This window comes from Pseudomonas sp. FG98, from assembly GCF_057808595.1.
This window is the reverse complement of sequence record NZ_JBMDIJ010000039.1, coordinates 15,290-38,563: the sequence shown is the minus strand read 5'-3', so window position 1 is coordinate 38,563 and position 23,274 is coordinate 15,290. Positions and strand designations below refer to the sequence as shown.

Annotated in this window: 22 protein-coding genes; 11 read left to right on the top strand and 11 right to left on the bottom strand. The window is 65.8% G+C overall.

What is annotated here, in order from left to right; all coding sequences use genetic code 11:
- Positions 1-88: 88 nt before the first annotated feature.
- The 7 genes from ACODSK_RS20600 to ACODSK_RS20570 form a co-directional block, all read right to left on the bottom strand.
- On the bottom strand, positions 89-1,138 hold the full coding sequence (locus ACODSK_RS20600) for an NAD(P)-dependent alcohol dehydrogenase (protein WP_489018731.1): 1,050 nt from the start codon (positions 1,136-1,138) through the stop codon (positions 89-91).
- Positions 1,139-1,225: 87 nt separating this feature from the next.
- Complete coding sequence (locus ACODSK_RS20595) at positions 1,226-1,705, bottom strand: VOC family protein (protein ID WP_489018729.1); 480 nt, start codon at positions 1,703-1,705, stop codon at positions 1,226-1,228.
- A gap of 142 nt (positions 1,706-1,847) precedes the next feature.
- Positions 1,848-3,161, bottom strand: coding sequence for a M20 metallopeptidase family protein (locus ACODSK_RS20590; protein ID WP_489018727.1), 1,314 nt, complete (start codon positions 3,159-3,161; stop codon positions 1,848-1,850).
- 14 nt (positions 3,162-3,175) lie between these two features.
- Positions 3,176-4,360 carry an acyl-CoA dehydrogenase family protein gene (locus tag ACODSK_RS20585; protein WP_489018725.1) on the bottom strand — a complete coding sequence of 395 codons (1,185 nt, stop codon included), beginning with the start codon at positions 4,358-4,360 and terminating at the stop codon, positions 3,176-3,178.
- 21 nt (positions 4,361-4,381) lie between these two features.
- Positions 4,382-5,698, bottom strand: coding sequence for an MFS transporter (locus ACODSK_RS20580; protein WP_489018723.1), 1,317 nt, complete (start codon positions 5,696-5,698; stop codon positions 4,382-4,384).
- A 6-nt stretch (positions 5,699-5,704) separates the two neighbouring features.
- Positions 5,705-8,209 carry a TonB-dependent receptor plug domain-containing protein gene (locus ACODSK_RS20575; RefSeq protein ID WP_489018721.1) on the bottom strand — a complete coding sequence of 835 codons (2,505 nt, stop codon included), beginning with the start codon at positions 8,207-8,209 and terminating at the stop codon, positions 5,705-5,707.
- Positions 8,210-8,305: 96 nt separating this feature from the next.
- Positions 8,306-9,007 (bottom strand): enoyl-CoA hydratase/isomerase family protein, encoded by a 702-nt coding sequence (locus ACODSK_RS20570; protein WP_489018719.1) that lies wholly within the window; start codon positions 9,005-9,007, stop codon positions 8,306-8,308.
- A 147-nt stretch (positions 9,008-9,154) separates the two neighbouring features.
- Here ACODSK_RS20570 and ACODSK_RS20565 point away from each other — a divergent pair, with 147 nt between their 5' ends.
- From ACODSK_RS20565 to ACODSK_RS20555, 3 genes are all read left to right on the top strand, one after another.
- The gene (locus ACODSK_RS20565) at positions 9,155-10,177 is read left to right on the top strand and encodes an alcohol dehydrogenase catalytic domain-containing protein (RefSeq protein WP_489018717.1); all 1,023 of its coding nucleotides are present in this window, start codon (positions 9,155-9,157) and stop codon (positions 10,175-10,177) included.
- Positions 10,178-10,179: 2 nt separating this feature from the next.
- Entirely contained in the window at positions 10,180-11,664 is a 1,485-nt protein-coding gene (locus ACODSK_RS20560) for a class I adenylate-forming enzyme family protein (RefSeq protein WP_489018715.1), read from the top strand.
- An 81-nt stretch (positions 11,665-11,745) separates the two neighbouring features.
- Positions 11,746-12,201: an REP-associated tyrosine transposase gene (locus ACODSK_RS20555; RefSeq protein ID WP_489018713.1), complete on the top strand. Its 456-nt coding sequence runs from the start codon at positions 11,746-11,748 to the stop codon at positions 12,199-12,201.
- Between the two features lie 286 nt (positions 12,202-12,487).
- On the opposite strand, the gene ACODSK_RS20550 is transcribed toward ACODSK_RS20555, so the two are convergent.
- The gene (locus tag ACODSK_RS20550; RefSeq protein WP_489018711.1) at positions 12,488-13,267 is read right to left on the bottom strand and encodes an IclR family transcriptional regulator; all 780 of its coding nucleotides are present in this window, start codon (positions 13,265-13,267) and stop codon (positions 12,488-12,490) included.
- 371 nt (positions 13,268-13,638) lie between these two features.
- Between ACODSK_RS20550 and ACODSK_RS20545 the strand changes: the two genes are divergently transcribed.
- Positions 13,639-14,127 (top strand): hypothetical protein, encoded by a 489-nt coding sequence (locus ACODSK_RS20545; RefSeq protein WP_489018756.1) that lies wholly within the window; start codon positions 13,639-13,641, stop codon positions 14,125-14,127.
- A 16-nt stretch (positions 14,128-14,143) separates the two neighbouring features.
- Here the strand turns inward: ACODSK_RS20545 and ACODSK_RS20540 are convergent, their stop codons facing one another.
- The 3 genes from ACODSK_RS20540 to ACODSK_RS20530 form a co-directional block, all read right to left on the bottom strand.
- Entirely contained in the window at positions 14,144-14,785 is a 642-nt protein-coding gene (locus ACODSK_RS20540; RefSeq protein ID WP_489018709.1) for a helix-turn-helix domain-containing protein, read from the bottom strand.
- 5 nt (positions 14,786-14,790) lie between these two features.
- Entirely contained in the window at positions 14,791-14,955 is a 165-nt protein-coding gene (locus ACODSK_RS20535; RefSeq protein WP_489018707.1) for a hypothetical protein, read from the bottom strand.
- Positions 14,956-15,109: 154 nt separating this feature from the next.
- On the bottom strand, positions 15,110-16,717 hold the full coding sequence (locus tag ACODSK_RS20530; RefSeq protein ID WP_489018705.1) for an IclR family transcriptional regulator domain-containing protein: 1,608 nt from the start codon (positions 16,715-16,717) through the stop codon (positions 15,110-15,112).
- Between the two features lie 175 nt (positions 16,718-16,892).
- On the opposite strand from ACODSK_RS20530, the gene ACODSK_RS20525 reads away from it, so the two are divergent.
- The 7 genes from ACODSK_RS20525 (at position 16,893) to ACODSK_RS20495 (ending at position 23,219) form a co-directional block, all read left to right on the top strand.
- Positions 16,893-17,702, top strand: a complete 810-nt coding sequence (locus ACODSK_RS20525; RefSeq protein ID WP_489018703.1) for an RraA family protein — start codon at positions 16,893-16,895, stop codon at positions 17,700-17,702.
- 3 nt (positions 17,703-17,705) lie between these two features.
- On the top strand, positions 17,706-18,152 hold the full coding sequence (locus ACODSK_RS20520) for a nuclear transport factor 2 family protein (RefSeq protein WP_489018701.1): 447 nt from the start codon (positions 17,706-17,708) through the stop codon (positions 18,150-18,152).
- 12 nt (positions 18,153-18,164) lie between these two features.
- A complete protein-coding gene (locus ACODSK_RS20515) occupies positions 18,165-19,571 on the top strand; it encodes an aldehyde dehydrogenase (NADP(+)) (RefSeq protein WP_489018699.1) in 1,407 nt (468 codons plus the stop codon).
- A 15-nt stretch (positions 19,572-19,586) separates the two neighbouring features.
- Positions 19,587-19,880, top strand: coding sequence for a Dabb family protein (locus ACODSK_RS20510; protein ID WP_489018697.1), 294 nt, complete (start codon positions 19,587-19,589; stop codon positions 19,878-19,880).
- An 84-nt stretch (positions 19,881-19,964) separates the two neighbouring features.
- The gene (locus ACODSK_RS20505; protein ID WP_489018695.1) at positions 19,965-21,254 is read left to right on the top strand and encodes an MFS transporter; all 1,290 of its coding nucleotides are present in this window, start codon (positions 19,965-19,967) and stop codon (positions 21,252-21,254) included.
- Positions 21,255-21,318: 64 nt separating this feature from the next.
- Entirely contained in the window at positions 21,319-22,131 is an 813-nt protein-coding gene (locus tag ACODSK_RS20500) for an NAD-dependent epimerase/dehydratase family protein (protein ID WP_489018693.1), read from the top strand.
- Positions 22,128-23,219 (top strand): mandelate racemase/muconate lactonizing enzyme family protein, encoded by a 1,092-nt coding sequence (locus tag ACODSK_RS20495; protein WP_489018691.1) that lies wholly within the window; start codon positions 22,128-22,130, stop codon positions 23,217-23,219. The genes ACODSK_RS20500 and ACODSK_RS20495 overlap by 4 nt, the downstream gene beginning before the upstream one ends.
- Positions 23,220-23,274: the final 55 nt, after the last annotated feature.

Here is a 23,274-nt window from a genome sequence, read left to right as displayed (position 1 = left end):
GGAGTTGGCATTGCCAGCGATGAGGCCCGCAAGAGCAACACTGACCAACCGGATTGGCCTCATCGCCGGCGGCTCCCACAGGGTGGGCTCAGCCCGCCAAGGTCGCGTTATCGATCACGAACCGATACTTCACATCGCCCTTCAGCATCCGCTCGTAGCTGTCGTTGATCTGCTCGGCGCGGATCAGTTCGATATCCGAGACGATCCCGTGCTCGGCACAGAAGTCGAGCATTTCCTGGGTTTCCGGAATACCGCCGATCATCGAACCGGCAATCGTGCGGCGCTTGAAGATCAGGTTGAACACGTTCGGCGACGGGTGGTTGCTGGCAGGGGCACCGACCAGGGTCAGGGTGCCGTCGCGCTTGAGCAGGACGAGGAAAGCGTCGAGGTCGTGGGGCGCGGCGACGGTGTTGAGGATCAGGTCGAAGGACTTGGCGTGGGCGGCCATTTCCTCGGCATTGCGCGACACCACCACTTCATCGGCGCCCAGTTCCAGCGCCGCTTCGCGCTTGGACTCGGAGGTGGTGAAGGCGACCACGTGGGCGCCCATGGCATGGGCCAGCTTGATGCCCATATGGCCCAGGCCGCCGATGCCGACCACGCCGACCTTCTTGCCCGGCCCGGCGCCCCAGGTACGCAGTGGCGACCAGGTGGTGATCCCGGCACACAGCAGCGGGGCGACCGCCGCCAGTTGTGCCTCGGGGTGACGGATGCGCAGGACGTAGCGCTCATGCACGACGATCTGCTGCGAGTAGCCGCCCTGGGTCCAGCCCGGCGCGTCCGGGGTCGGGAAGTTGTAGGTGCCGATCATGCCGTCGCAGTAGTTCTCCAGGCCTTCGTCGCAGTCAGCGCAGTGCTTGCAGCTGTCGACGATGCAGCCGACGCCGACCAGGTCGCCGACCTTGAAGCCACTGACATGGCCACCGACGCTGGCCACCCGGCCGACGATTTCATGGCCTGGTACACAGGGGTATTGGGTGCCTTCCCATTCCGAGCGCACCTGGTGCAGGTCGGAGTGGCAGATGCCGCAGTAGGCGATTTCGATCCGCACGTCGTGGGCACCGACGTCGCGGCGGGTGATGGTCAGCGGCTCCAGCGGCTGATGGCCGGCATGGGCACCATAGGCGATGACTTGCATGCTGTATTCCTCGAGGGCGGTGAATGACCGCTCTATCTTCGGCGTCGGACGGTTTCTGCCGGTAACCCGATTCGACCGGGTTCTTGCCTAATCCTTCAGCGCCGCTTCGATCCCGGCGATATCGATCTTGCCCATCTGCATCATCGCCTCGAAGGCGCGCTTGGCCTTGGCCGGGTCGGGGTGGGTGATGGCCTGGGTGAGGATGCGCGGGGTGATCTGCCAGGAAATGCCCCATTTGTCCTTGCACCAGCCGCAGACATTGGCTTCGCCGCCGTGGTCGATGATCGCGTTCCAGTAACGGTCGGTCTCGGCCTGGTCGTCGGTGGCGACCTGGAAGGAAAAGGCTTCGCTGTGCTTGAACATCGGCCCGCCGTTGAGGCCCAGGCAGGGGAGACCCATGACGGTGAATTCGACGGTGATGATGTCGCCCTGCTTGCCGGACGGGTAATCGCCGGGGGCTGGGTGGGCGGCGATGACCCGGCTGTCGGGGAAGGTGGCGGCGTAGAAGGTGGCGGCGTCGAGGGCGTCGCCGTTGAACCACAGGCAGAGGGTGTTTTTGGCGGTCATGACGGCAGCTCCGGGGTGGGGTGGCTGGTTGAGTCTAGACCTTGGTGGCCCTATCGCTGGCAAGCCAGCTCCCACAGTGACCGCGTGCACCGCCGGACCTGTGGGAGCTGGCTTGCCAGCGATAGGGCCCTGAGGAACACCATCAATGTTCTTGCATATAACTCAAGGTCATCCTGCTCAACGCCCGGATCCCCACCGCCAGCGCCTGGTCATCCACCTGGAACCCCGGCGAGTGGGTCGGCCACACCGGTTTGTCCGCCAACTCCGCAGGCGTAACCCCCATGCGCATGAAGATCCCCGGAATCTGCCGCGCATATTCGGCAAAGTCATCGGCGCCATAGGTGCCGTTGTCGATCTTCACCGGCACCGTGGACACCTGTTCCAGCACCGGCAGCAGGCGATCCACCAGCGCCGTGTCGTTGTGCCCGGCGCGGTAGTTGCCCGGCAGGTACTCCACCTCGGCACTGGCCCCCGACGCCTCGGCGATCTTCTCGGCGGTGCGGCGCATGCGTTGCAGCACGTCCTCGCGCTGTTCGTCGCTGACGGTGCGGATCGAGCCCTCCAGGCGCACTTCGGCGGGAATGATGTTGTGCCGGTCGCCAGCCTCGATCCGTCCGACGGAAATCACCGGCGCCGGCAACACGCTGAGGTTGGACTGGCGGCTGGGAATGGTCTGCCAGGCCAGGATCGTCTGCGCCGCCACCGGTACCGGGTCGATACCGGTCCAGGGAAATGCGGCATGGGTCTGGCGGCCCTTGATCCGTGCGACGAAGGTATCCGCCGCCGCCGTGGTGCGGGTGCGGCTGAGGGTGAAAGCGCCTGCCGTACCGGCGGTGACATGGATGCCGAAGATCACCGCCGGCGCCGGATTCTCCAGCACACCTTGCTCGATCATCAGTTTGGCGCCTCCGTCCTCGCCCAGCGGCGGACCCTCCTCGGCGGGCTGGAAGATCAGCTTCAAGGTCCCCGGCAATTCGTCACGCTGCGCCGCCAGCACCTCGGCGACACCCAGGGCCATGGCCATGTGGGCGTCGTGGCCGCAAGCATGCATCACCCCGACTTCCTTGCCACGGGTGCGGAAATCGCCGCCCTGGTCCACGCTGCGCACGGTCGAGGCATAGGGCAGGCCGGTCTGTTCGGTCAGCGGCAGGGCGTCCAGCTCGGCGCGGATCGCCACTACCGGCCCTGGCTTGCCGCCGCGCAGGATGCCGACCACGCCGGTATGGGCGATACCGGTCTGCACCTCCAGGCCCAGCTCGCGCAGGCGCTGGGCGACACGCTTGGCCGTCTCGACCTCGCGGTTGCCCAGCTCGGGATGCTGGTGAATCTGGTGACGGATTTCGATGACCCCGGGCAAGGCCTTGGCGATCCGGGCATCCAGATCGCCCCAGTCCTGGGCTGAAGCGCTGGCACAGCAGAACAGCAGGGCAATCCCTGCGATACGAAACGGTGGCATCCCGGCTCCCCGGATCAGTAGGTAAAGGCGATCGGCGGGTAGTTGCCGTTCACCAGGTAGTCGCCGATGGCCTTGTACTTGTAGGCCACGGCATCGTGGGTGGTGTGGGTGCGGGCGTTGCGCCAGTGGCGGTCGAAGTTGTAGCGCGACTGGGTGGTGGCGGCGCCGCCGACTTCGTAGAGCCGCTCGCAGACATGCAGGGCGGCGCGGGTCGAGGCGATCTTGGCTTCGGCCACGGCAATCGAGGTACGGGCGAGCAGGGCGTCCAGCGCTTCGCCTTCGAGCAGACCCTGCAACTGGCTGCGCGCGGCCAGGTCGACGCTCAACGCGGCTTTTTCCACCAGCGCCTCGGCGCCATGGATCGCAGCGGCCAGATCGCCCACGGTGTGCAGGATGTACGGGTCGTTGCGGGCTTCATCGACACCGCTTTCCCGTACTGGCCGTGCCCCGGTGCGCGACCACTGCACCGCGTCGTCCAGCGCCGCCAGGCCGATGCCGATATCGATGGCGCAGTGGATCAGTTGCGCGCTGGCGCCGATGTAGTTGCGCCGCTGGTACCACTCGGCCAGCGGGATCACCTGCTCGGGCAGCACCGGCACCTTGTCCAGCAGGGTGGTGCCGCTGGCGGTGACCCGCTGTCCCATGCCGTCCCAATCGTCGAGCAGGGTGATGCCGGGGGTGTCGGCGGCGAGCATGACATACACCGCGTTGCCGGCCTCGTCCACCGCCTGGATCTTCAGCAGGTCGGCGAACAGGCAGCCGGTGCTGTAGAACTTGCTGCCGTTGAGCACCAGGCGATCACCGTCGCGCTCCAGGCGGGTATGGATTTCACCGCGGAACTTGCCGCTGCGTTCGGCGATGGCGCCGGAGGACAGCTGGCGCTCGGCAAAGGCGCCGAGGTAGCGGCGCTGTTGCTCCGGGTTGGCGATCAGGCGCAGATGCTCGACCGTGGCGAAATGCGGAAACAGCGCCTGGGCCACGCTCGGGTCGGCCTTGGCCAGGGCGATGAAGATCTGCGCCACCTGCAGTTGGCTGACATCGCCACCGCCCAGTTCGACGGGCACCCGCGCGGCGCCGAGGCCGGAATTACGGATCAGGTCCAGTTGCTCGTAGGGCAGGATGCGCTGGGCATCGCGCTCGGCTGCGCCGGGTTGGATGTGGGTGGCCAGTTGATTGGCCAGTGCCAGGTAGTCGGTCATGAGCATGTCTCGAAAAGGAAGTCAGGGTGCATCGCGCAAGGCCTGGCGCGGAACGCCGAGCAAAAGGATCAGGGTGCCGCTGGCGACGAGGCCGGCGACGATGTACAGGGCCAGGCTGATATCGCCCGTGTTGGTCTTGATGCTGCCGATCATGATCGGCGTCAGCAGGCTGCTGACCTGCCCGCAGCAGTTGACCAGCGCCAGCCCGGCGGCACGGGCGCGGTCGGAGAGGTAATAGGTGGGAATGGTCCAGAACACCGCCGTGGCCACCAGGTAGCCGCTGGTCATCAGGGTCAGCAGGGCGATGGCCGACCAGGGGCCGGCGATCAGGTTCGGCAGCAGGGTCATGGCCAGGGCCGCGGTCAGTCCGCCCAGGGCGAAATGCCAGCGGCGTTCCTGGTGCAGGTCCGAGTGACGGCAGGCCCACAGCATCACCAGCACGCCGACCACATAGGGCAGGGCCGAGAACAGGCCGAGCTGGCCGAGGTTGCTCACCCCGGAATCGCGGATGATCGACGGCGCCCAGATATTGGTGACGTTTCCGGTGCACATGATGGTCAGGCAGTAGGCCAGGGTGATGAACCAGACCTTGCGGTCCTTCAGCGCCTCGACGAAACGCTGGTGGCCACCCGGCTTGCGGTTGGCCCGTTCATGGGCGAGGGCGCCTTCGATGGCACGCTTTTCGTCATCGCTGAGCCAGCGTGCCTTGGCCGGCTTGTCATCCAGCCAGTACCAGGCGAACAGCCCGGCCAGCACCGGCGGAATACCGGTGACCACGAACAGCCATTGCCAGCCGCTGAACCCGCCCAAGCCGCCGAAGTGACCCATGATCCAGGTCGACAGCGGCCCGCCGACGATGCCGCAGACGGCGATGGCCATGATGAAGCGCGAGGTGATCCGCGCCCGGTAGGCCGCCGGGAACCAGTAGGTCAGGTACAGGATCACGCCGGGGAAGAACCCGGCCTCGGCCGCCCCCAGCAGCACCCGCAGCACATAGAACTGCGCCGGGGTCTGGGCGAAGGCGGTGGCGATGGTCACCAGGCCCCAGAGGATCATGATCCGGGTCATGGTCTTCTTCGCCCCGAACTTCTCCAGCAGCAGGTTGCTGGGGATCTCGAACAGCAGATAGCCGATGGAGAACACCCCGACGATGATGCCGAAGGTGGCGTCGCTGATGTTCAGGTCGGCCTTGAACTGCAGGTGGGCGAAGCTGATGTTGACCCGGTCCAGCCAGTTGAGCACGAAGCACAGGAACAGGAACGGCATGATGCGCCAGGCCAGCTTGCGGTACAGGCGCTGGTCGAACGCGACGGCGGAGTGTGCGGACAGGCTGCTCATCGCGGATTACCAGCTCACGTCGACTTTGCCGAAGAAGTACGCGCCTTCCAGCCCGTACGGCGAGTACCAGCTGTAGGTCGGATCGTCGGTGGGGAAGAAGTAGTAGCGCTTGGCTTCGGCGTTGAGCTGCTGCGGACGACGGTCGAAGATGTTCTCGCCGCCGATGGTCACTTTCACTGCGTCGCTGATCCAGTAGCCCAGGCTCAGGTCGGTGATGAACGCCGGGCGGATTTCCTCGTCGCGGCTGGCGGAGATCTGGTTGCGTCCGGTGACCTTGGAATAGCGCGTGCCCTTGAGGGTGACGTCGAAGTCGCCCAGTTGCCAGGCGGCGGTCAGCGAGGTGACGTTCTTCGGGTAGGCCGTGGTCAGGTTGCCCTGGCGGTCGCGGCCCACCGCCGTCACGCCGGTGCCGGCGAGGGCATCAGGCTCCTTGATCTTCTCGATGGTCTGCAGGCTCTGGTTGCTCAGCAGGGTCCACTTGGTCTTGCCGTATTGGCCGAGGTCGTAGCGGTAGTCGGCGACCAGGTCGATGCCGCGGGTGCGGGTGTCGGCCAGGTTGCCGAAGTAGGAGACGATCTGGTTCGGGTCCAGGCCATTGGCGGCGAGGATGTTGGACACGGCGGTGCCTTGCAGGTTGCTGGTCTGCAGGATGCGGTCCTTGATATCGATCTGGTACAGGTCGACGGTGATGTCGAGGTTCTCGCTCGGCGTGGCGACGAAACCGAGGCTGTAGTTCATCGACTTCTCGGGCTTCAGGTCCTTGGCACCCAGGGCGCGGCCGGCCGCGTCGTCGACGGTGACGTAGCGGGTGGTGGCCTGTTCCAGCACGCCGGTCAGCGGGCTGGTGCGCCAGGCAGTAAGCGACGACGAGTAGTACTGCTGTTGCAGCGACGGTGCGCGGAAGCCGTTGCTGATGGTGCCGCGCACGGCGAATTGCGGGGTGAAGGCATAGCGCGTGGAGAACTTGCCGCTGGCGGTATCGCCGAAGTCGCTGTAGTGCTCGAAGCGTCCGGCCAGGCTGACGTCCCATTGATCGGTGAGGCTCTGGCTCAGGTCGATGTAGCCGGCGGTGTTGGTCCGCGAATAATTGTGCGCATCGGCCGGGGTGAAACCGACCAGGCCCGGAGCACCCGGGTTCGGGCGTTGTCCGGCGAGCGGGTGACCGGCGGGGAAGACATAGCCGCCATCGGCATAGGAGGCGTATTCGCCGGCCTCGATCTCGAAGCCGTCGCGGCGGAATTCCAGGCCGGTGGAGACGTTCAGCGGCTTGGCGAACAGGCCGGTGTCGAAGCCCCGGGTCAGGTCGAGGTTGTTGGTCCACTGGCTGGCGATCAGATGACCGCCGTCCATGTTGCGCGGGCTGTCCGGGCCGAGGGACGGGTTCAGCGATTTCTCGTTGCGGGTGTTGGCGTCGTTGTAGCCGTAGCTGGTGCTGAGGTCGAGCTTCCAGCCCAGCACGTCTTCGTTGCGCAGGCCGATCACGGTCTGGAAATCGTCCTCTTCCACCACGAAACGCGGCGAGAAGCCGTCCGGATAGACCGAGACGATGTTCTGCGGCGAGTTGGCGGTGCGGTAGGTGCCCCAACTGGTGGAGTTGCGGTGGCTGAGGGTGGAGAAGGAATACAGGCTGACGCTTTCGTTCAGCGGCAGCTCGGCGTTGTAGCCGAAGTTATAGGTCTGCGAACGGGGCTGGCCGAGTTGCTGGCGGTAGCGGCTTTCGCCGTTTTCACGCGGGTCGGCGGCGCCATTGACCGGGAAATAGATGCTGGTACGGGCCGGAACGGCACCGGCGACGTTGGAGCTTTCCTGGATGCCGATATCGGCGCTGAGGCTGAAGAAACCGTCATTGGGCAAGGCGAAGCCCTGGTTGATCTGGCCCTGGCCGCGGGCGCCGAAATTGCCCTTGCCGCCGATGCGGTTCTCGTACTGACCGTACAGCGCGCTGGCGCTGCCGCCGCTGTCGTTGCCCTTGAGGATGATGTTGATCACCCCGGCGATGGCGTCCGAGCCGTACTGGGCGGCGGCGCCGTCGCGCAGCACTTCCACGTGGTCGACGGCGCTGACCGGGATCAGGTCGAGGTCTGCCGGCGACTGGCCGCTGGAGCTGGCGGCGGTCTGCACGAAGATCAGCGAGGTGTTGTGCCGGCGCTTGCCGTTGACCAGCACCAGCACATGGTTGCCGCCGAGGCCGCGCAGGGCCGCGGATTTCACCGACAGCCCGGTGCCGCCGGTAAAACCGGCGGCATTGGTGTAGGAGGGCACGGCGGCGGCCAGGGCGTCGCGCAGGTTCTGCTTGCCCGAGCGGGCCAGGTCGTCGGCGCTGATCACATCGATCGGCGCCAGGCTCTTGGCCACGGTACGGCCGCTGTCACGGGCGCCGGTCACTACTACGGTCTGCAGGGCGGTGTCGCTGCTGGTGTCGGCGGCGCTGGCCAGGGGCGCGACGCACAGGCCGAGGATGCCTGCGGTGAGCAGGTTGAGCCTGGGCTGGAAAAAGGTGGGGCGAGACATGGTGAGGCTCCGGGTTCGGGGGCCGCTATCCATTCCTGGTGGTGGGTGTTCCTGACAGTACTGGCGAGGCTTGGGTGTTGGGCAGTGTCGTTGTGGTTATCGGTACAGCATGACGTCCTGTCGGGCCTGGTCGACCAGCGCCATATGCTGTTGCAGGCGGCGTCTGCGCTCGGCCAGCAGCAGGGTCTTGCTCCATTCCATGGCTTTGGCCGAGTGGTCGGCCAGTTGCGTCGCCAGCTCGATGGCGGCGCTGTGCGGGTCCTCCGCGATACGGTTGATCAGGCCCAGGGCCAGGGCCTCTTCGGCGCCGAAGTGGCGCGCGCTGAGCATGATGTCCAGAGCCGCCGCCTCGCCGATCAGGCCGGGCAGGGTGATCGCGCTGAAGCCGGAGAGCATGCCGTGGCGCACCTCCGGAAAGCTGAAGCGGGTGTCGGGCCGGGCGATACGGAAATCGCAGTGGATCGCCAGGCTGATGCCCAGGCCCAGGGTATGGCCGTGCAGGGCGGCGACCACCGGTTTGTTCAGTTCGCTACCGACATCGGGCAGGGCACGGGCGAGCAGGGCGCTGGCCACCGCTTCGCCAGTGGCCTGGATTTCCTTGAGATCGGAACCGGCGCAGAACGCCTTGTCGCCAGCGCCGCGCAGGACGATGGCGCGGGCGTCCGGGTCCCCGGCAGCACGCTCCCAGGCTTCGGCCAGCTCGCGCTTGGCCTGGCCATCCAGGGCATTGAGACGCTCGGGGCGGTTGAGGGAGATCTGCACAACCCCGTCGCCAAGGTGTTGGTACTCGACTGTCATGACGTGTTTTCGCTGCGGGTGAAAGAAAGACGTTTTGCCTCTTGCGGCGCGGCGTCGAAGTGGGGAAAACTTAAAGTATGTTCACAATGCAAACAACATGTTTGTTATACGAACATGTTCTGGGTTCTTCACAAACGGTTATAAAAAATGAAAGCGATAGTACTGAAAGCCTTCGGCGGGCCGGAGCAGCTGCAACTGGAAGAGGTGCCCACACCCCAGGCCGGGCCGGGTGAAGTGCTGGTGCGAGTGCACGCTGCCGGTGTCTGCCACCACGACCTGCTGCACCGTGCCGGGCAATTGCCGGGTGCCCATACCGGCGTAGTGCTGGGGCATGAGGTGGCCGGGGAAGTGGTCGAGGTCGGTGCCGGAGTGCTGCAACTCAAGGTGGGCGCGCGGGTGGTGGTCTATCAGCGGCGCTTCTGCGGCCAGTGCCGGGATTGCCTGCGCGGGCGCCAGGACCTGTGCCGGGCCCTGGGCCTGCCTTCGGTGGACACCGAGGGGGCCTACGCCGAGTACCTGCGGATTCCGGCGATTTCCGCCGTCGAATTGCCGGAGGGGCTGGACTACTCGCTGGCCGCATTGGCCTCCTGTCCGATCGCCACCAGTGTCCGCGCCCTGTATGGCGAGGCCGGGTTGCAGCCGGGAGAAACAGTGCTGATCAACGGTGCCAGCGGCGGCCTTGGCGCGCATCAGATTCAACTGGCCCGGGCGTTGGGCGCGCGGGTGATCGCGGTCACCGGCAGCGAGGCGAAACGGGACTTCCTGCGCGAGCTCGGTGCCCATGAGGTGGTGGTCGCCAGCGCGGGCTACAGCGCCGAGGTGTGGAAACTCACCGGCAAGCGTGGCGTCGATGTGGCCATGGAAAACCTCGGCCATACCCTTGAGGACACCCTGCGCAGCATGACCCTCGGCGGTCGCGTGGTGGTGCTGGGCAATGTCGAGCCGGGTAGCGTGCCGGTGAATCCGGGGCTGCTGATTGGCCGTCGCTTGCAACTGCGGGGCTCGGGCAGTGCCACCCTGGAGCAGTTGCGCACTGCCCTGGCGCTGATCCATGGCGGGCAGGTCCGGCCGTTGATCGACCGGGTGCTGCCGTTCCCTCAGGCAGCCGAGGCCCATGCCTTGCTGGAGTCGCGGCAGGTCAACGGACGTATCGTCCTGAGTGGGTGGTAGGCATGGATATCAGTACCTTGCTGGGCCAGGCGGCCCGCAAATGGCCGGATGCCCCGGCGCTGCACGAGGTGGCCAGCGGGCGGCGGCTGACCTTTGCGCAACTGGACCAGGCCTTGACATCCTTCGGTCTGGTGCTGGACGGCCTGGGTGTCGAGTCTGGTGCGCGCGTGGCACTGCTGGCCGATGCCAGCGTCGACTACCTGATCGCCGACTATGGCTGCATGGCCAACGGGCGAGTGCGGGTGCCGCTGGATCCGGCCTTGTCCCAGGACGAATTGCTGGCCCAGTTGCGTGACGCCGGCGCGGCGTTGCTGCTGTTTTCCGAGGCCTACCTGGCTCTGGCCGAGGGGCTGCGCGGGCAGGGCATCGACTGTCGGCCGCTGGCTGGGCTGGGGAACGGTGCGCCATCGGCATTGCCGGCACGCCCGGCGCAACCGCCGCAGTCGTTGGCCTCGCTGAACTACACCGGCGGCACCACCGGCGTGCCCAAGGCGGTGATGCATCGGCATGCCAGCCTGTGTGCGGTGCTGCAGAACGTGGTCATGGCCCGAGGGGCGCTGCCGGGGGATGTGCTGCTCAATGTCCGGCCGTTGTGGCCCATCGCGGCAGTGGCGGTGCTGGCTCATCTGCTCAGCGGCGGTGAAGTGGTGCTGGGCGGGCGCTTCGATGCTCGCCTGTTCCTCGGGCAGCTACGGCAATACCGGGTGGCCTTCAGTTCGCTGGTGCCGACCCAGTTGCTGCGTTTGTTGCGTGAGCACGGCAGTGCTGCGGCCGATCTGCCGGCGTTCAGGAGCCTGGATATCGGTGCTGCTGCCTTGACCGGGGAAGTGCTGGATGGTTCGTTCAGCCTGTTTGCCGGGCGGATCGCCGTGCTCTACGGCATGACCGAAGCGCCCTGGAGTTGCTACCTGACCGCCGCGCAAATGGCGGCCCTGCGCTTGGCTGGTGAGAGCGCCGAAGGCGTGGTAGGTCGTTCCTTGTTTTCAGCGGCGGTGAAGGTCGAGCGGGTCGATGACCAGGGTATCGGCGAGATCCTGCTGGCCGGGCCGCAATTGATGGCGGGCTATTGGCAGCAGCCGGGTCTGACCGGCGAAGTGCTGGTGGACGGTTGGCTGCGCAGTGGTGACCTCGGGCGGATCCGCCCTGACGGGCAGCTTGAAGTGCTCGGACGCTGCAAGGACATCATCCGCAGCGGCGGCAAGTCGGTGCAGCCGGGGGAGGTGGAGCAGGCGTTGCTGGGGCACGCCGCAGTGCGCGAGGCCCATGTGTTCGGCATGGCCGATGTGGAATGGGGCGAGCAGGTGTGTGCGGCGGTGGTGCTGGAGGCGGGGCAGATGGTGTCGCAGGAAGCGCTGGCCGAGCATTGCCGGGGGCTGCTGTCGCGCTACAAGGTGCCGAGGCAGCTGTGGTTCGTCGAGGAACTGCCGCGTTCGCATTATGGGAAGGTGCAGCGGAAGCGGTTGTTGGCGGTGTTGGCGGGTGGGTAGTGGAAACACCTTGTGATCATGTTCCTGATCGTTTCCTGATTGTTGTTTCTACCTTGAGGATTTGTTCGCAAGGAGAGTGACATGGACGGTCCATCTTCCAACCGGTTGCGTCGTGGTCGGGTTTCGATTCCTGGTCAGTTGTATCTGCTTACCACTACGGTGGCAGGGCGCGAGCCTGTGTTCGGTGATTTCGCTACCGCCAGGTTGATGGTGGAGCAGTTGCGTCATGCCGAGCGGACCGGGATGGTTCGCTCGTTGACCTGGGTTGTCATGCCTGATCATTTGCATTGGTTGATAGAGCTGGAGCGAGTCTCGCTGGCTACCCTGATGCGCCGGGTGAAATGTCGTAGCACCTGCCTGATCAACAAGGCCTTTGGCAGAACCGGGCGTTTATGGCAGCAAGGTTTCCATGATCGTGCTTTGCGTCGGGAGGAAGATGTTGTTGCGGTGGCGCGTTACATCGTTGCCAACCCCATACGCGCCGGGCTGGTATGCAAGGCTGGAGATTATCCGCATTGGGATGCGATCTGGCTCTGATGTTGGGGCAGCGTCGTGTTTGCGGGCCTCATCGCTGGCAACGCCAGCTCCCACAGGTTCCTATGTCGAGCCTGAATCATGCGGCCGGCCCGGAACCCTGTGGGAGCCGGCATTGCCGGCGATGGGGCCATCAGCTTCGATATCGATCTTGCTGGTCAGTGCTGTTCTTGCGGGCCTCATCGCTGGCAATGCCAGTTCCCACAGGTTTTGCGCCTGGCCTGGAACCTGCGGCTGGCCGGGAGCTCTGTGGGAGTCGGCGTTGCCGACGATGGGGTCGGTGAAGTCCCTACAGATTCCCGAGCTGCGCCGCAATTCCCTCACAAGCCCGCCGCACATGCGCCGCCAGCGGCGACCCCGGATGGGTCTCTTCCTCCATATCCAGCCCGGCCACCACCACGGCGCCCAGTGCCTGGCCACCGGCCACCCGGATCGGGAAGGCCACCGACGATAACCCCGGCTTGAACTCGCCATGACCAAAGGCAAAGTCCTGTTCGCTGCGGATCACCTGCAACCCCGGCAGCGCCTTGGCATAGCGCTCCTCGCCCAGCACGTTCAAGGCCAGCGCCTCGCTGTAGGTCGCCAGCACCGCGCGCCCGCTGGGGCTGCCTTCGATGGGGAACTGGTCGGCGAGGTCGACGATCACGTTGAGCGGCGTGGCCGGGGTCCACATGCGCTCGATCAGCACCACCTGGTCACCCACCGGCACCGACAGCGAGACGATCGCCGGGCGCTCGCCGATCACCCGTTGCAGCTCGATGGCATAGGGCAGGGCCAGGCGACGCAGGTTCAGGCGGTTCAGGTAGGCGGCGGAGTAGATCAGGCTTTCCGGGCCGATATGGTAAGTGGCCCCGCGGGACTCGATCAGGCCCCAGTAGGTCAGGGTCTTGAGCAGGCGATGGATGGTGGAGCGTTCGATGCCGGTGTGCCGCGCCAGGTCGAGGGCGCTGGCGCCGTGCTTGAGGTTGGCCAGGGCGCGCAGCAGCACGATCGAGCGGTCGATGACCTGGACGCGTCCGCCGGCGTTGTCCTTGCCGTTGGCCGCAGGTTGAGGGGCAGAGATTTCCATCGTGACAGTGGGTTCCAGAAACAGGGCGACAGGCCGGTCGCCAAGGTTAGCCGTGATCCGCCAGCGGGTGAAGAGCCGCGATGCAGGCACGACGGGCAATTATTTCGCAGCGGCTTAGATCGAATATGCATGGCGGTTATGAGCATGGAGCGTTTGGCGATATCCATCGCGCCGGTTTTGCTGCCTTGAACGGTTTTGTATCCGTGATGGTTTTCCAATCGACGTTATTGCATCACGCGGCATCGCCACAGCCCCAGGTTCGCCCATGGCCACGGCGCCAGCCGCTGCTTTCCCGCCATCTTGTCGCCGCTGCGCCCAGCCCTAGAATCGGCGCCCATCTCCTCTCGTCACTCTTGAACAAGGACTTCACCATGATGAACGCAATGCAGATGCCGATGATGAACAACGCCATGCCGATGATGCCCATGACCGGCATGCCGATGATGATGGCCACCATGACCTGCAAGATGGTCGACGACGGCATGCTCTGCACCATGAAGCCCGCCGCCGGCATGGACATGGCGATGTTCCGCAACAGTGCGGACATGATGTGCATGATGATGAACTGCGGCATGCCGATGATGATGCAGTGCGGCAACCTGATGATGATGGGCATGACCCCGATGAGTATGCCGATGATGAGCATGCCCATGAACGGCATGATGATGCCGATGATGAAATGCATGATGGAATGCACCGTCATGGCCGACGGCATGACCTGCAAGATGATGCCGATGGCAGGCATGAGCATGGAGATGATGAACAGCTGCTGCATGCTGATGATGAAGATGATGAACGACTGCAGCATGCCGATGATGATGAGCTGCAACGGCATGCCGATGATGTGCTGCACCTGCTGATCGAGGTGCGCTCGACTCAATCCCGGCTTTCGGGATGGGTCACCACCAGGTAAGCGACGGCCTCGCTGTCTACCGGATTGCGGTAGCGGTGGGGCTGGTCGGCATAGAAGACGATGGAATCGCCGGTGGAGAGCAGGAAGCGCTCTTCGTTGACGCTGATCTCCAGCGCACCCTGGGCTACCACCAGGTTCTCCCGCACCCCCGGACCATGTCCGGCGGAGTGCTCCTCACCCAGCGGGCTGACCCGCAGTTCGTAGAATTCCACCTGATGCGCCGCATCCACCGGATACAGCGCACGGCTGACGAATGCTCCGCTGGCACTGACCAGGCGCTTGCTGTCGCGTGCCGGTAACAGCGTCACCCCGGCACATTCGCGTTGTTCGAGGAAGGCCGCTACCGACACCTTCAGGCCCCGGGCGATCTTGCACAGTACGCGGATCGACGGCACGCTGCGCCCCGATTCCACCTGCGCCAGCATCGCCCGGCTGACCCCGCTGGCCCGGGCCAGGGCGTCGAGGGACAGTTGGCGCTTGGCGCGCAGGCGCTGGAGATTGCTGGCCACGCGCTGGCCGATGCCGTCGTCTTCATGGGCGACGGCTTCGGGCAGGATCAGGGGCGGTTCGTCGGAGGTGGCCAGGAAACGGTTGGGCGTGTTCATGTCGTTCAGGCCAGGCGCGGGGCTTTCGACGCAGCGATGGCGACGCTCCCGGGTTGCACGGCCAGGCCGGCCTGCTGCGCATACATCGCCCAGAGCAGGCGACCCTGTTGCTGGGCCAGCTTGCGTTTGCGGTGCAGGGTGAAGTCGATGACGGTGGCGGCTTGGCTCATGGGGGATTCCTTGTCTGGAGCAGGGGGCCATGAGCCGAGACTACTGATTTGTTTTTAGAACCAGAAATACTGAATTTGCATTTGTTAATTCCTTTATTGCATTTGCTATGGCGATCCTGTGGGAGCTGGCTTGCCAGCGATAAAGGCCTGAAGGTCAAGGAAATCTGTCGATCCCCCCCACCACCTGCCCAGCCACCTCGGTTTCCACCTGCAACACCCCTCCGGAGTCCGGCGCACTGCCCAGCACCTCCAGCTTCAATTCCTGCCGCGCACTGGTAATGAACAGGGTCTTCATCCCGTCGCCACCAAAGCACAGGTCCGTAGGGCAGGGCACCGGCAGGCCGATCATGCGCTCCAGATTACCCTCGGCATCGAAGCGCGCCAGGCTCCAGCCGTCGCGCTGGGTGGTCCAGACCCCGCCCTGGGCGTCCAGGGCCAGGCCGCTGAGGCTGCCGCCACCCCGTGGCAACGACGCCAGCCGCCGCACCGCCGTGCTGCCCGGCTGCAAACGCAGGATGTCGCCGGCTTCCGGGGCGATCGCGTACACCGCGCTGCCACTGGCATCCCAGCGAAAACCACTGATCTGCTCGCTCAGGGCCCAGCCATGACGCAGCTCGCCTTCGCTGCTCATCTCGCCGATCAGGCAACCGCCTGCCGTCCGCGCGCAGGCCCACAGGCTGCCGGAAGGGTGACTGGCCAGGGCCAGCAGGCGACTGCCGAGCACGTCCTGCATCGGATGCTCGCGACCCTGCCAATCCACCAGTGACCAGCCACCGGCCTGGGCCACCAGCAGGCCGTCGCGGTGCAGTTCCATCGCCCGTACCGGCATGTCCAGGCGGGTCAGCAGGCGACTGGCCTGGCCGTCCCAGCAGTGGATCGCCGGGGCCAGGGTGTCGGCCCAATACAGCGTGCCGCTAGCGGCATGCCAGCGCGGAAAGGCGCCATGGAACGACCAGGGTGCCGGCAGCACATTCAGCGCGCCGGACGGGCGCTGCGCCGGCTCCGGGCGCAACTGCTCGCCGACCCGCCGCGCGGCGTCCGCCAGCTCCGGGCCGAGCAGGGTCAGGCGTTCCAGGGTCAGGCGCCAGGCCGGCCCGGCCACGCTCAAGGCGCCACGTACCAGGCCCTGCTTGTCGATGATCGGCGCCGCCACGCAGCGCACGCCGAGGCGGATTTCCTCGTCGTCCAGGGCGTAGCCACGGGTGCGGGTGATCTGCAGCTCCGCCAGCAGGCGACGGCGATCGGTGATGGTCAGTGGGGTCAGCGGTTCCAGCACCACGGCCTTGAGGATCTCGTCCCGTTCGCTGGCGGAAAGGGCGGAGAGGATCGCCTTGCCCTGGCCGGTGCAGTACACCGGCTTGCCCTGGCCCAGGCTGGCCGCCGAGCGCTGGGTATGGGCGCCGTCGCAGCGCTCCAGCGACAGCACCTGGTTGCCGTCGAGCACCGCCAGGTACGACGTCTCTCCGGTGAGATCGCGCAGGGCGCGCAGTTCCTCGCTGGCGGCAGCCACCAGGTCCGGCTCCAGGTAGGCGTTGCGGACCATCTCCAGGTAGTTGAAGCCCAGGCGGTAGACCTTGCGCGTTGGATCGCGGCGGATCATGCCGCGCTCCACCAGGGTGGCAAGGATGCGGTACAGGGTGGTGCGCGGCAGCGGCACCTGCTCGGCCAGTTGCGCCTGGCTGATGCCGTTGGACATGGCCCCTACGGCCTGGAGGACGTCGAGGGCTTTTTCGAGGGCGGCGGTGCCTTCTCCGGTTTTCATTGGTTATTCCCATCAGTTGGAACGAGGTGGCCATGGCACCGATTCTGCCCCTTTTCCTTGGGACTTTCCCCCATAGAATCGGCCTCAACGGGGGTTGAAGCCGACACTTGTTCCATATGTTGGGAATTCATGTCGGCCGCCCATCGGATGAATCCCGCCTGGAGAACCTATAAGAATGTCCGTCATCCATACCTATGCCGACGCCCACGAAAGTGCCTCGGGCAAGCGTGTCGAAGTCAGCGATGCCACCCTGGCCAAGCTGGCCGCCTGCAGCAGCGGTTCGCTGACCACCCAGCTGTTCAAGCGCGGCTTCCGCCAGCCGGCCCTGGTCGGCCTGCGTGCCATGACCCGCGACACCAAGCCGTTCGCCGGGCGTGCCTTCACCATGCGCTTCATCCCCGCCCGTGAAGACATCGACACCTACCAGACCATGACCACCAAGCCCAACGACGACAACCTGCAATGGGTCGGCGTGGAGCAGGTGCAGGCCGGTGACGTGCTGGTGATCGACAGCCGCAACGACCCGGCCGCGGCCTCCGCCGGCAACATCCTGGTGACCCGCCTGCTGGCCCGTGGCGCCAAGGCCATCGTCACCGACGGCGCCCTGCGCGACGGCAGCGAGATCGCCGCGATGAACCTGCCGGCCTATGCCCGCGAGATCACCGCGACCACCCGCATCTCCTACCACCACGTCGCCGACCTGCAGGTGCCGATCGGCTGCGCCGGCGTCGCCGTGTATCCGGGTGACATCATCGTCGGCGATGCCGATGGCCTGACCGTGGTGCCGGCGCACCTGGCCGAGGAACTGGCCGAAGTCTGCACCGTGCAGGACGACATCGAGAACTACCTGGCCATGCGCATCGCTTCCGGCGAGCCGCTGTGGGGCGTCTATCCGCCGAGCCCGGCCTCGGTGTCCGACTACCACGCCTGGGTCGCCAGTGGCCGTCCGGCGATCCCGTCGATCATCGACAAAAAGGAGGACTGAGCCGTGGCCGAGCACAAGCACGCGCAAACCATCCGCCGCTACTTCGACGCCTGCAACGAAGGCGACTACGACAAGCTGGTGTCCTGCTTCACCGCCGACGCCGTGCATTACTTCCCCGCCGGCCTGCCGGAAGTGCCGTGGCGCAGCGCCGACACCATCGCCCGCAAGTGGGTGTGGTGTGTGGAGAACCTCGGTTCGCAGTGGACCATCGAGAAGATCCTGGTCAGCCACGACAGCGACGAAGCGGTGATCGAGTGGACCCACTGGAAAAGCAAGCTGGGCACCGCCCTGCGTGGTGACGAGTGGTACCGCTTCGACGCCGACAGCGGCCTGATCAAGGAAATCCGCGCCTACTACGCCTCGCCGGCGGACAAGGAGGTGGCCATCAACGAGCTGGTGGACTTCGACTACAGCGGTCGCGGCTATCACCTCGAACCCAAGGCACGCTGAAGGACTATTTGAATGAGCAACCAACAGGATCCATCCCTGGCGCTGATCGACCAGGTTGTCGCCAAGGCCGTCGCCGCCGCCGATTTCTGGGCTGAGTCCCCGGCTGCCGTGCGTGCCGCGCTGCTGAATGGTCTGGCCGCTGCCCTGGAAAGCCAGCAGACCGAGCTGGTAGCCATTGCCGACCGTGAAAGCGGCCTGGGCGAAGGTCGCCTGAATGGCGAAGTAGCCCGTACCGCCTTCCAGTTGCGCGGTTTCGCCAGGGAAGTGGAAGCCGGCGTGCCATATCGTCAGGTCGTCAGTGAAGCAGTGGCCGGCGCGCCGCCTGCCGGACGTCCGGCGCTGGTGCGTGTGCAGCGTGCCCTCGGCCCGGTGGCGATGTTTTCGGCGAGCAACTTCCCGTTCGCCTTCTCGGTGCTCGGTGGCGATACCGCCTCGGCCCTGGCCGCCGGTTGCCCGGTGGTGGTCAAGGCCCACTCCGGTCATCCGGAACTGTCCCGTGCAGTGTTCGAGCTGGCCGCTGGCGTGGTACGTCAGCAAGGTCTGCCGGAAGGGCTGCTGACTCTGGTCGAGGCCACGTCCCGCGCTGGCGGTGCCTATCTGGTGCAGCATCCGGGCATCGCAGCGGTAGCCTTCACCGGCTCCTACCAGGGCGGCAAGGCCCTGTGGCAGGCGGCCAACGAGCGTCCGCGTCCGGTACCGTTCTTCGGTGAGCTGGGTTCGATCAACCCGCTGGTGGCGTTGCCTGCCGCCCTGGAAAAAGACAGCGAAGGCCTGGCGAAGACCCTGGCGGGTTCCATCACCCTCGGCTGCGGTCAGTTCTGCACCAGCCCGGGCCTGATCGTGCTGCTGGAATCGGCTCACAGCGAGCGCTTCGTCGCCCAGTTGGCCGAGGCCATTGCGCCGATTGCCACGCACCGTATGCTCACCGCCGGCATACGCCAGGGCTTCGACGCTGCGGCTGCCACCGTGGCCGAGAATGCCAATGCCGTGTTCACTCCTGCGGCCGATGGTGCCGGCCCGGCGCCGCGCCTGTTCAGCACCGATGCGGCAGCGTTCATTGCCAATGCCCATCTGCGCGAGGAGATGTTCGGCCCGGCGGCCTTGCTGGTACGTGCCGCTTCGGTTGCTGAGGTCGTGGCCGTGCTGGAAGCCGTCGGCGGCAGCCTGACCACCACCCTGTGGGGCGCCGAGCAGGACAGCGCCGACAACCGCCAACTGGTCCGCGGCGCCGGGAAGATCTCCGGTCGCGTGCTGTTCGGCGGCGTGCCCACCGGCGTCGCGGTGTGCCACGCCCAGCAGCATGGCGGGCCATGGCCATCGTCCACCACCCCGCAAACCACCTCGGTCGGCTATGCCGCGCTGGAGCGCTTCCTGCGCCCGGTCGCGTTGCAGGACGCGCCGGCCTGGCTGCTGGGCTGAGGGGAGGGCGCCGCGATGATGCGTCATGTCGTGATGTTCCGCCGCCTGGCTCATGTCGAGCGGCAGCCGCAACTGGAGCAACGCCTGGTCGCGCGCATGCGTGACCTCGATCAGGAGATCGATTTCATCCGTGACTGGACCGTCGCCGCCAACGAACTGGAGCGCCCCATCTGCTGGGACTACATCCTCGACGCGGGCTTCGACGATGCGGCTGCGGTAGAGCGTTACCTGCCACACCCCGCGCACCAGGCCCTGGTCACGGACCTGAAGCAGTATTTCGAGTGGGTGGCAGTGGATTACAGCGTCTGACCCCGACGGCGTGCGCTCCGCTGCCTGGGGGCGCACGCTATAACAACAAGATCCGGTCGCTACTGGCGCCGGACGGAGACGTACATGAACAAGAAAAAGAACTACCGCTGGACGATCCTGACGATGCTGTTCATCGCCATGATCATCAACTATGTCGACCGGGCCGCGCTGTCCATCGCCATGCCGTTCATTACCCAGGAATACCATCTGACCCCTGCCGAAAAGGGCATGATCTTCTCCAGCTTCTTCTTCGGCTACGCGCTGTTCTGCTTCGTCGGCGGCTACCTGGCCGACCGCTTCGGGCCCAAGCGTGTGCTGACCTGGTCGATGAGCTTCTGGTCGGTGCTCTGCGGTTCCACCGCGCTGGCTTTCAACTTCTGGTCGCTGCTGATCGTCCGCGCGCTGTTCGGCGTGGGTGAGGGGCCGGTGTCCACCACTGCCAACAAGACCGTCAACAGTTGGTTCCCGATCAAGGAACGCGCCCGCGCCATCGGTATCAACCAGGCTGGCGGCCCGTTGGGCGGCGCCCTGGCCGGTCCGATCGTCGGTTTCCTCGCCCTGTGGCTGGGCTGGCGCGTGGCCTTTGTGGTGATCGCGGTGATCGGCGTGCTCTGGGCCATCGCCTGGTATCGCCTGGCCACCTCGACGCCGCAGGAACACGCCAAGGTCTCGGCCGAGGAACTGGCTGAGATCAACGAAGGCCGTGTGGCTCCGGTGATGACCGCCGAACAGGCGCCGCGCACCCCGGTGCTGCAGATCATCCTGCAGCGTTCGGTGCTGGTCACTGGTGTTTCGCTGTTCTGCTACAACTACATCCTCTATTTCTTCATGACCTGGTTCCCCAGCTACCTGATCGACGCCAAGGGCATCGACCTCAAGTCGATGAGCATCGTCACCGCGCTGCCGTGGCTGGTGGGTACCGTCGGCTTCGTCTGCGGCGGTCTGCTGATCGACTGGGTGTTCAAGCGCACCGGCAAGCAACTGTTCTCGCGCAAGGTGGTGCTGGTCACCTGCCTGCTGGTGGCGGCGGTGTGCATCGTGCTGACCGGGCGGGTCGAGAGCGTCACCAGTACCGTGGCGGTGATGACCGTGGCCATCGGCTTCCTCATGCTTACCGCACCGGCCTACTGGTCGCTGATCCAGGACGCGGTTCCGGACCACCAGGTGGGCACCGCCGGCGGCTTCATGCACGGCCTCGCCAACCTGTCCGGCATCGTCGCGCCGACCGTGACCGGCTTCATCATCCAGGCCACCGGCACCTACGGCAGCGGCTTCGCCCTGGCCGGCGGCCTGGGTGTGATGGGGGCGCTGATCGTGGCGTTCTTTGTCGGCAAGGCGCCGGCCAAGCGCGACGCAGTGATCGCGGCAGCCTGATACATGAACGCGGCCTGCGGGCCGCAACCTGCTTGTGCTTCTCCAAAGATTTCGGGAATACGTCATGCCTACGCTTCTTGTCACCGGCGCCGCCGGTATCGTCGGAACCGCTCTGCGGCCCTTCCTGCGCCAGCGCTACAGCCTGCGCCTGCTCGACCGCAAGGCGGTCAGCGGGCTGGCCGAGGGCGAGACCGCGCTGGTCGGCGACCTCACCGACCCTGCCTTCGTGCAGCGGGCGGTGCAAGGCGTCGACGGCATCCTCCATCTGGCCTGTGCCCACGGCACCGATATCCACTTCAACAGCACCGTCGAGCCCAACTACCACGGCACCCTGTACCTGCTGGAAGCGGCGCAGCGTTTTGGCGTCAAGCGCTTCGTCTTCGCCAGCAGCCATCATGTGCTGGGCCAGTACCGCAGCGACCAGGCCGAGTTCTTCGATGACATGCCGGTAGCCCCGGACAGCTACTACGCCCTGAGCAAGGTGTTCGGCGAGGCGGCCTGCACCACCTTCTCCCTGCGCAGCGAGGTAGCGACCTTTATCGTCCGTATCGGCAACGCCGACCCCAAGGTTTCCGATGCTCGTCGCCTGCGCATGTGGACCAGCGCCCGCGACCTGGCCCAGTTGCTGCTGATCGGCCTGGAGCACCCAGAGGTGCGCAACGAGATCGTCTACGGCGTCTCGGAAAGCCCCAACCCGCTGTTCCACAACCGCCGCGCCCGCGAACTGGGCTACCAGCCCCAGGACAATGCCAGCGAGCACCTGGCCGACAACTACCTGCCTTATGAGGCCATGGCGCCGGAAGGCTCCGGTCGCGACCATGTCGGCGGTGCCTACGCCGGCGTGCCCCTGGCCTCACTGCTGGAGCGCGGGCAATGAAGATCGTTCGTATCGATACGCAGATCGTGGAAATCCCGTTCCATGACGGCGGCAAGGGCCTGGGCATCACCCCGACCACCTGGAACACCCTGGAAAACGTGCTGATCCGTGTCGAGGACGAGCAGGGCAACGTCGGCTGGGGCGAGGCCTTCGGCTACTTCGTCGCCAATGCCACCAAGGCCTTGATCGACCGGCTGATCACGCCATTGCTGCTTAACCGCGAGATCACCGACATCGCCGCGTTCAACCAGGAGCTGCAACTGCGCCTGCACCTGTTCGGCCGCTATGGCGTGACCATGTTCGCCATCTCCGGCATCGATATCGCCCTGTGGGACCTGGCGGCGCGCCGGCAGAACCTGCCGCTGCACCGCCTGCTCGGCGAGTCGATGCGCGACAGCGTGCCGGCCTATGCCAGCCTGGTGCGCTACGCCGATAACGAGGTGGCCCCGGCCATCTGCGAGAAGGCCCTGGCCATGGGCTTCAGCGATATCAAGCTGCACGAGGTGACCCTCGACGAAATCGCTGCCTGCCGTCGCGCCATTGGCGACGAGGTGCCGCTGGCTACCGACGTCAACTGCGGCTGGAAGGTCAGCGATACCCGCGACTGGCTACCGGCCCTGGCCGAGATGAAGCTGGCCTGGCTGGAAGAACCGATCTTCCCGCCGGAAGACTTCGCCACCCTGGCCAGCCTGCGCGGGCAGGGCGTGCCGCTGTCGGCAGGGGAGAACTGGTGCACCGCGGTGCAATTCGAGCAGGCGCTGGCGAGCGGTGCGGTGGACTCGATCCAGCCCAGCGTGACCAAGGTCGGCGGCATTTCCGAATGCCTGCGCATCGGCGAACTGGCGCGTCAGCGCGATGCCGTGGTGCTGCCGCACTGCCCGTACTTCGGTCCCGGCCTGATCGCCACCCTGCATCTGGCGGCGGTACAGCCCTGGGTGCCGCAGGTGGAATACCTGTTCGTCGAGCCGGCGGACTGGCTGTACCCGGTGGAATCGCTGCGCAGCGGCAACCAGTTGCAGATCCCGCAAGGGGCCGGGCTGGGGCTGGATATCGATCTGCAGGTGATCGAGCGCTTCCGTCGTACCTGACCGTTTTTCGTCCTTTGGCTGTCAACCTCCGCCGCGCGCTGCGTGGCGGCAGGGG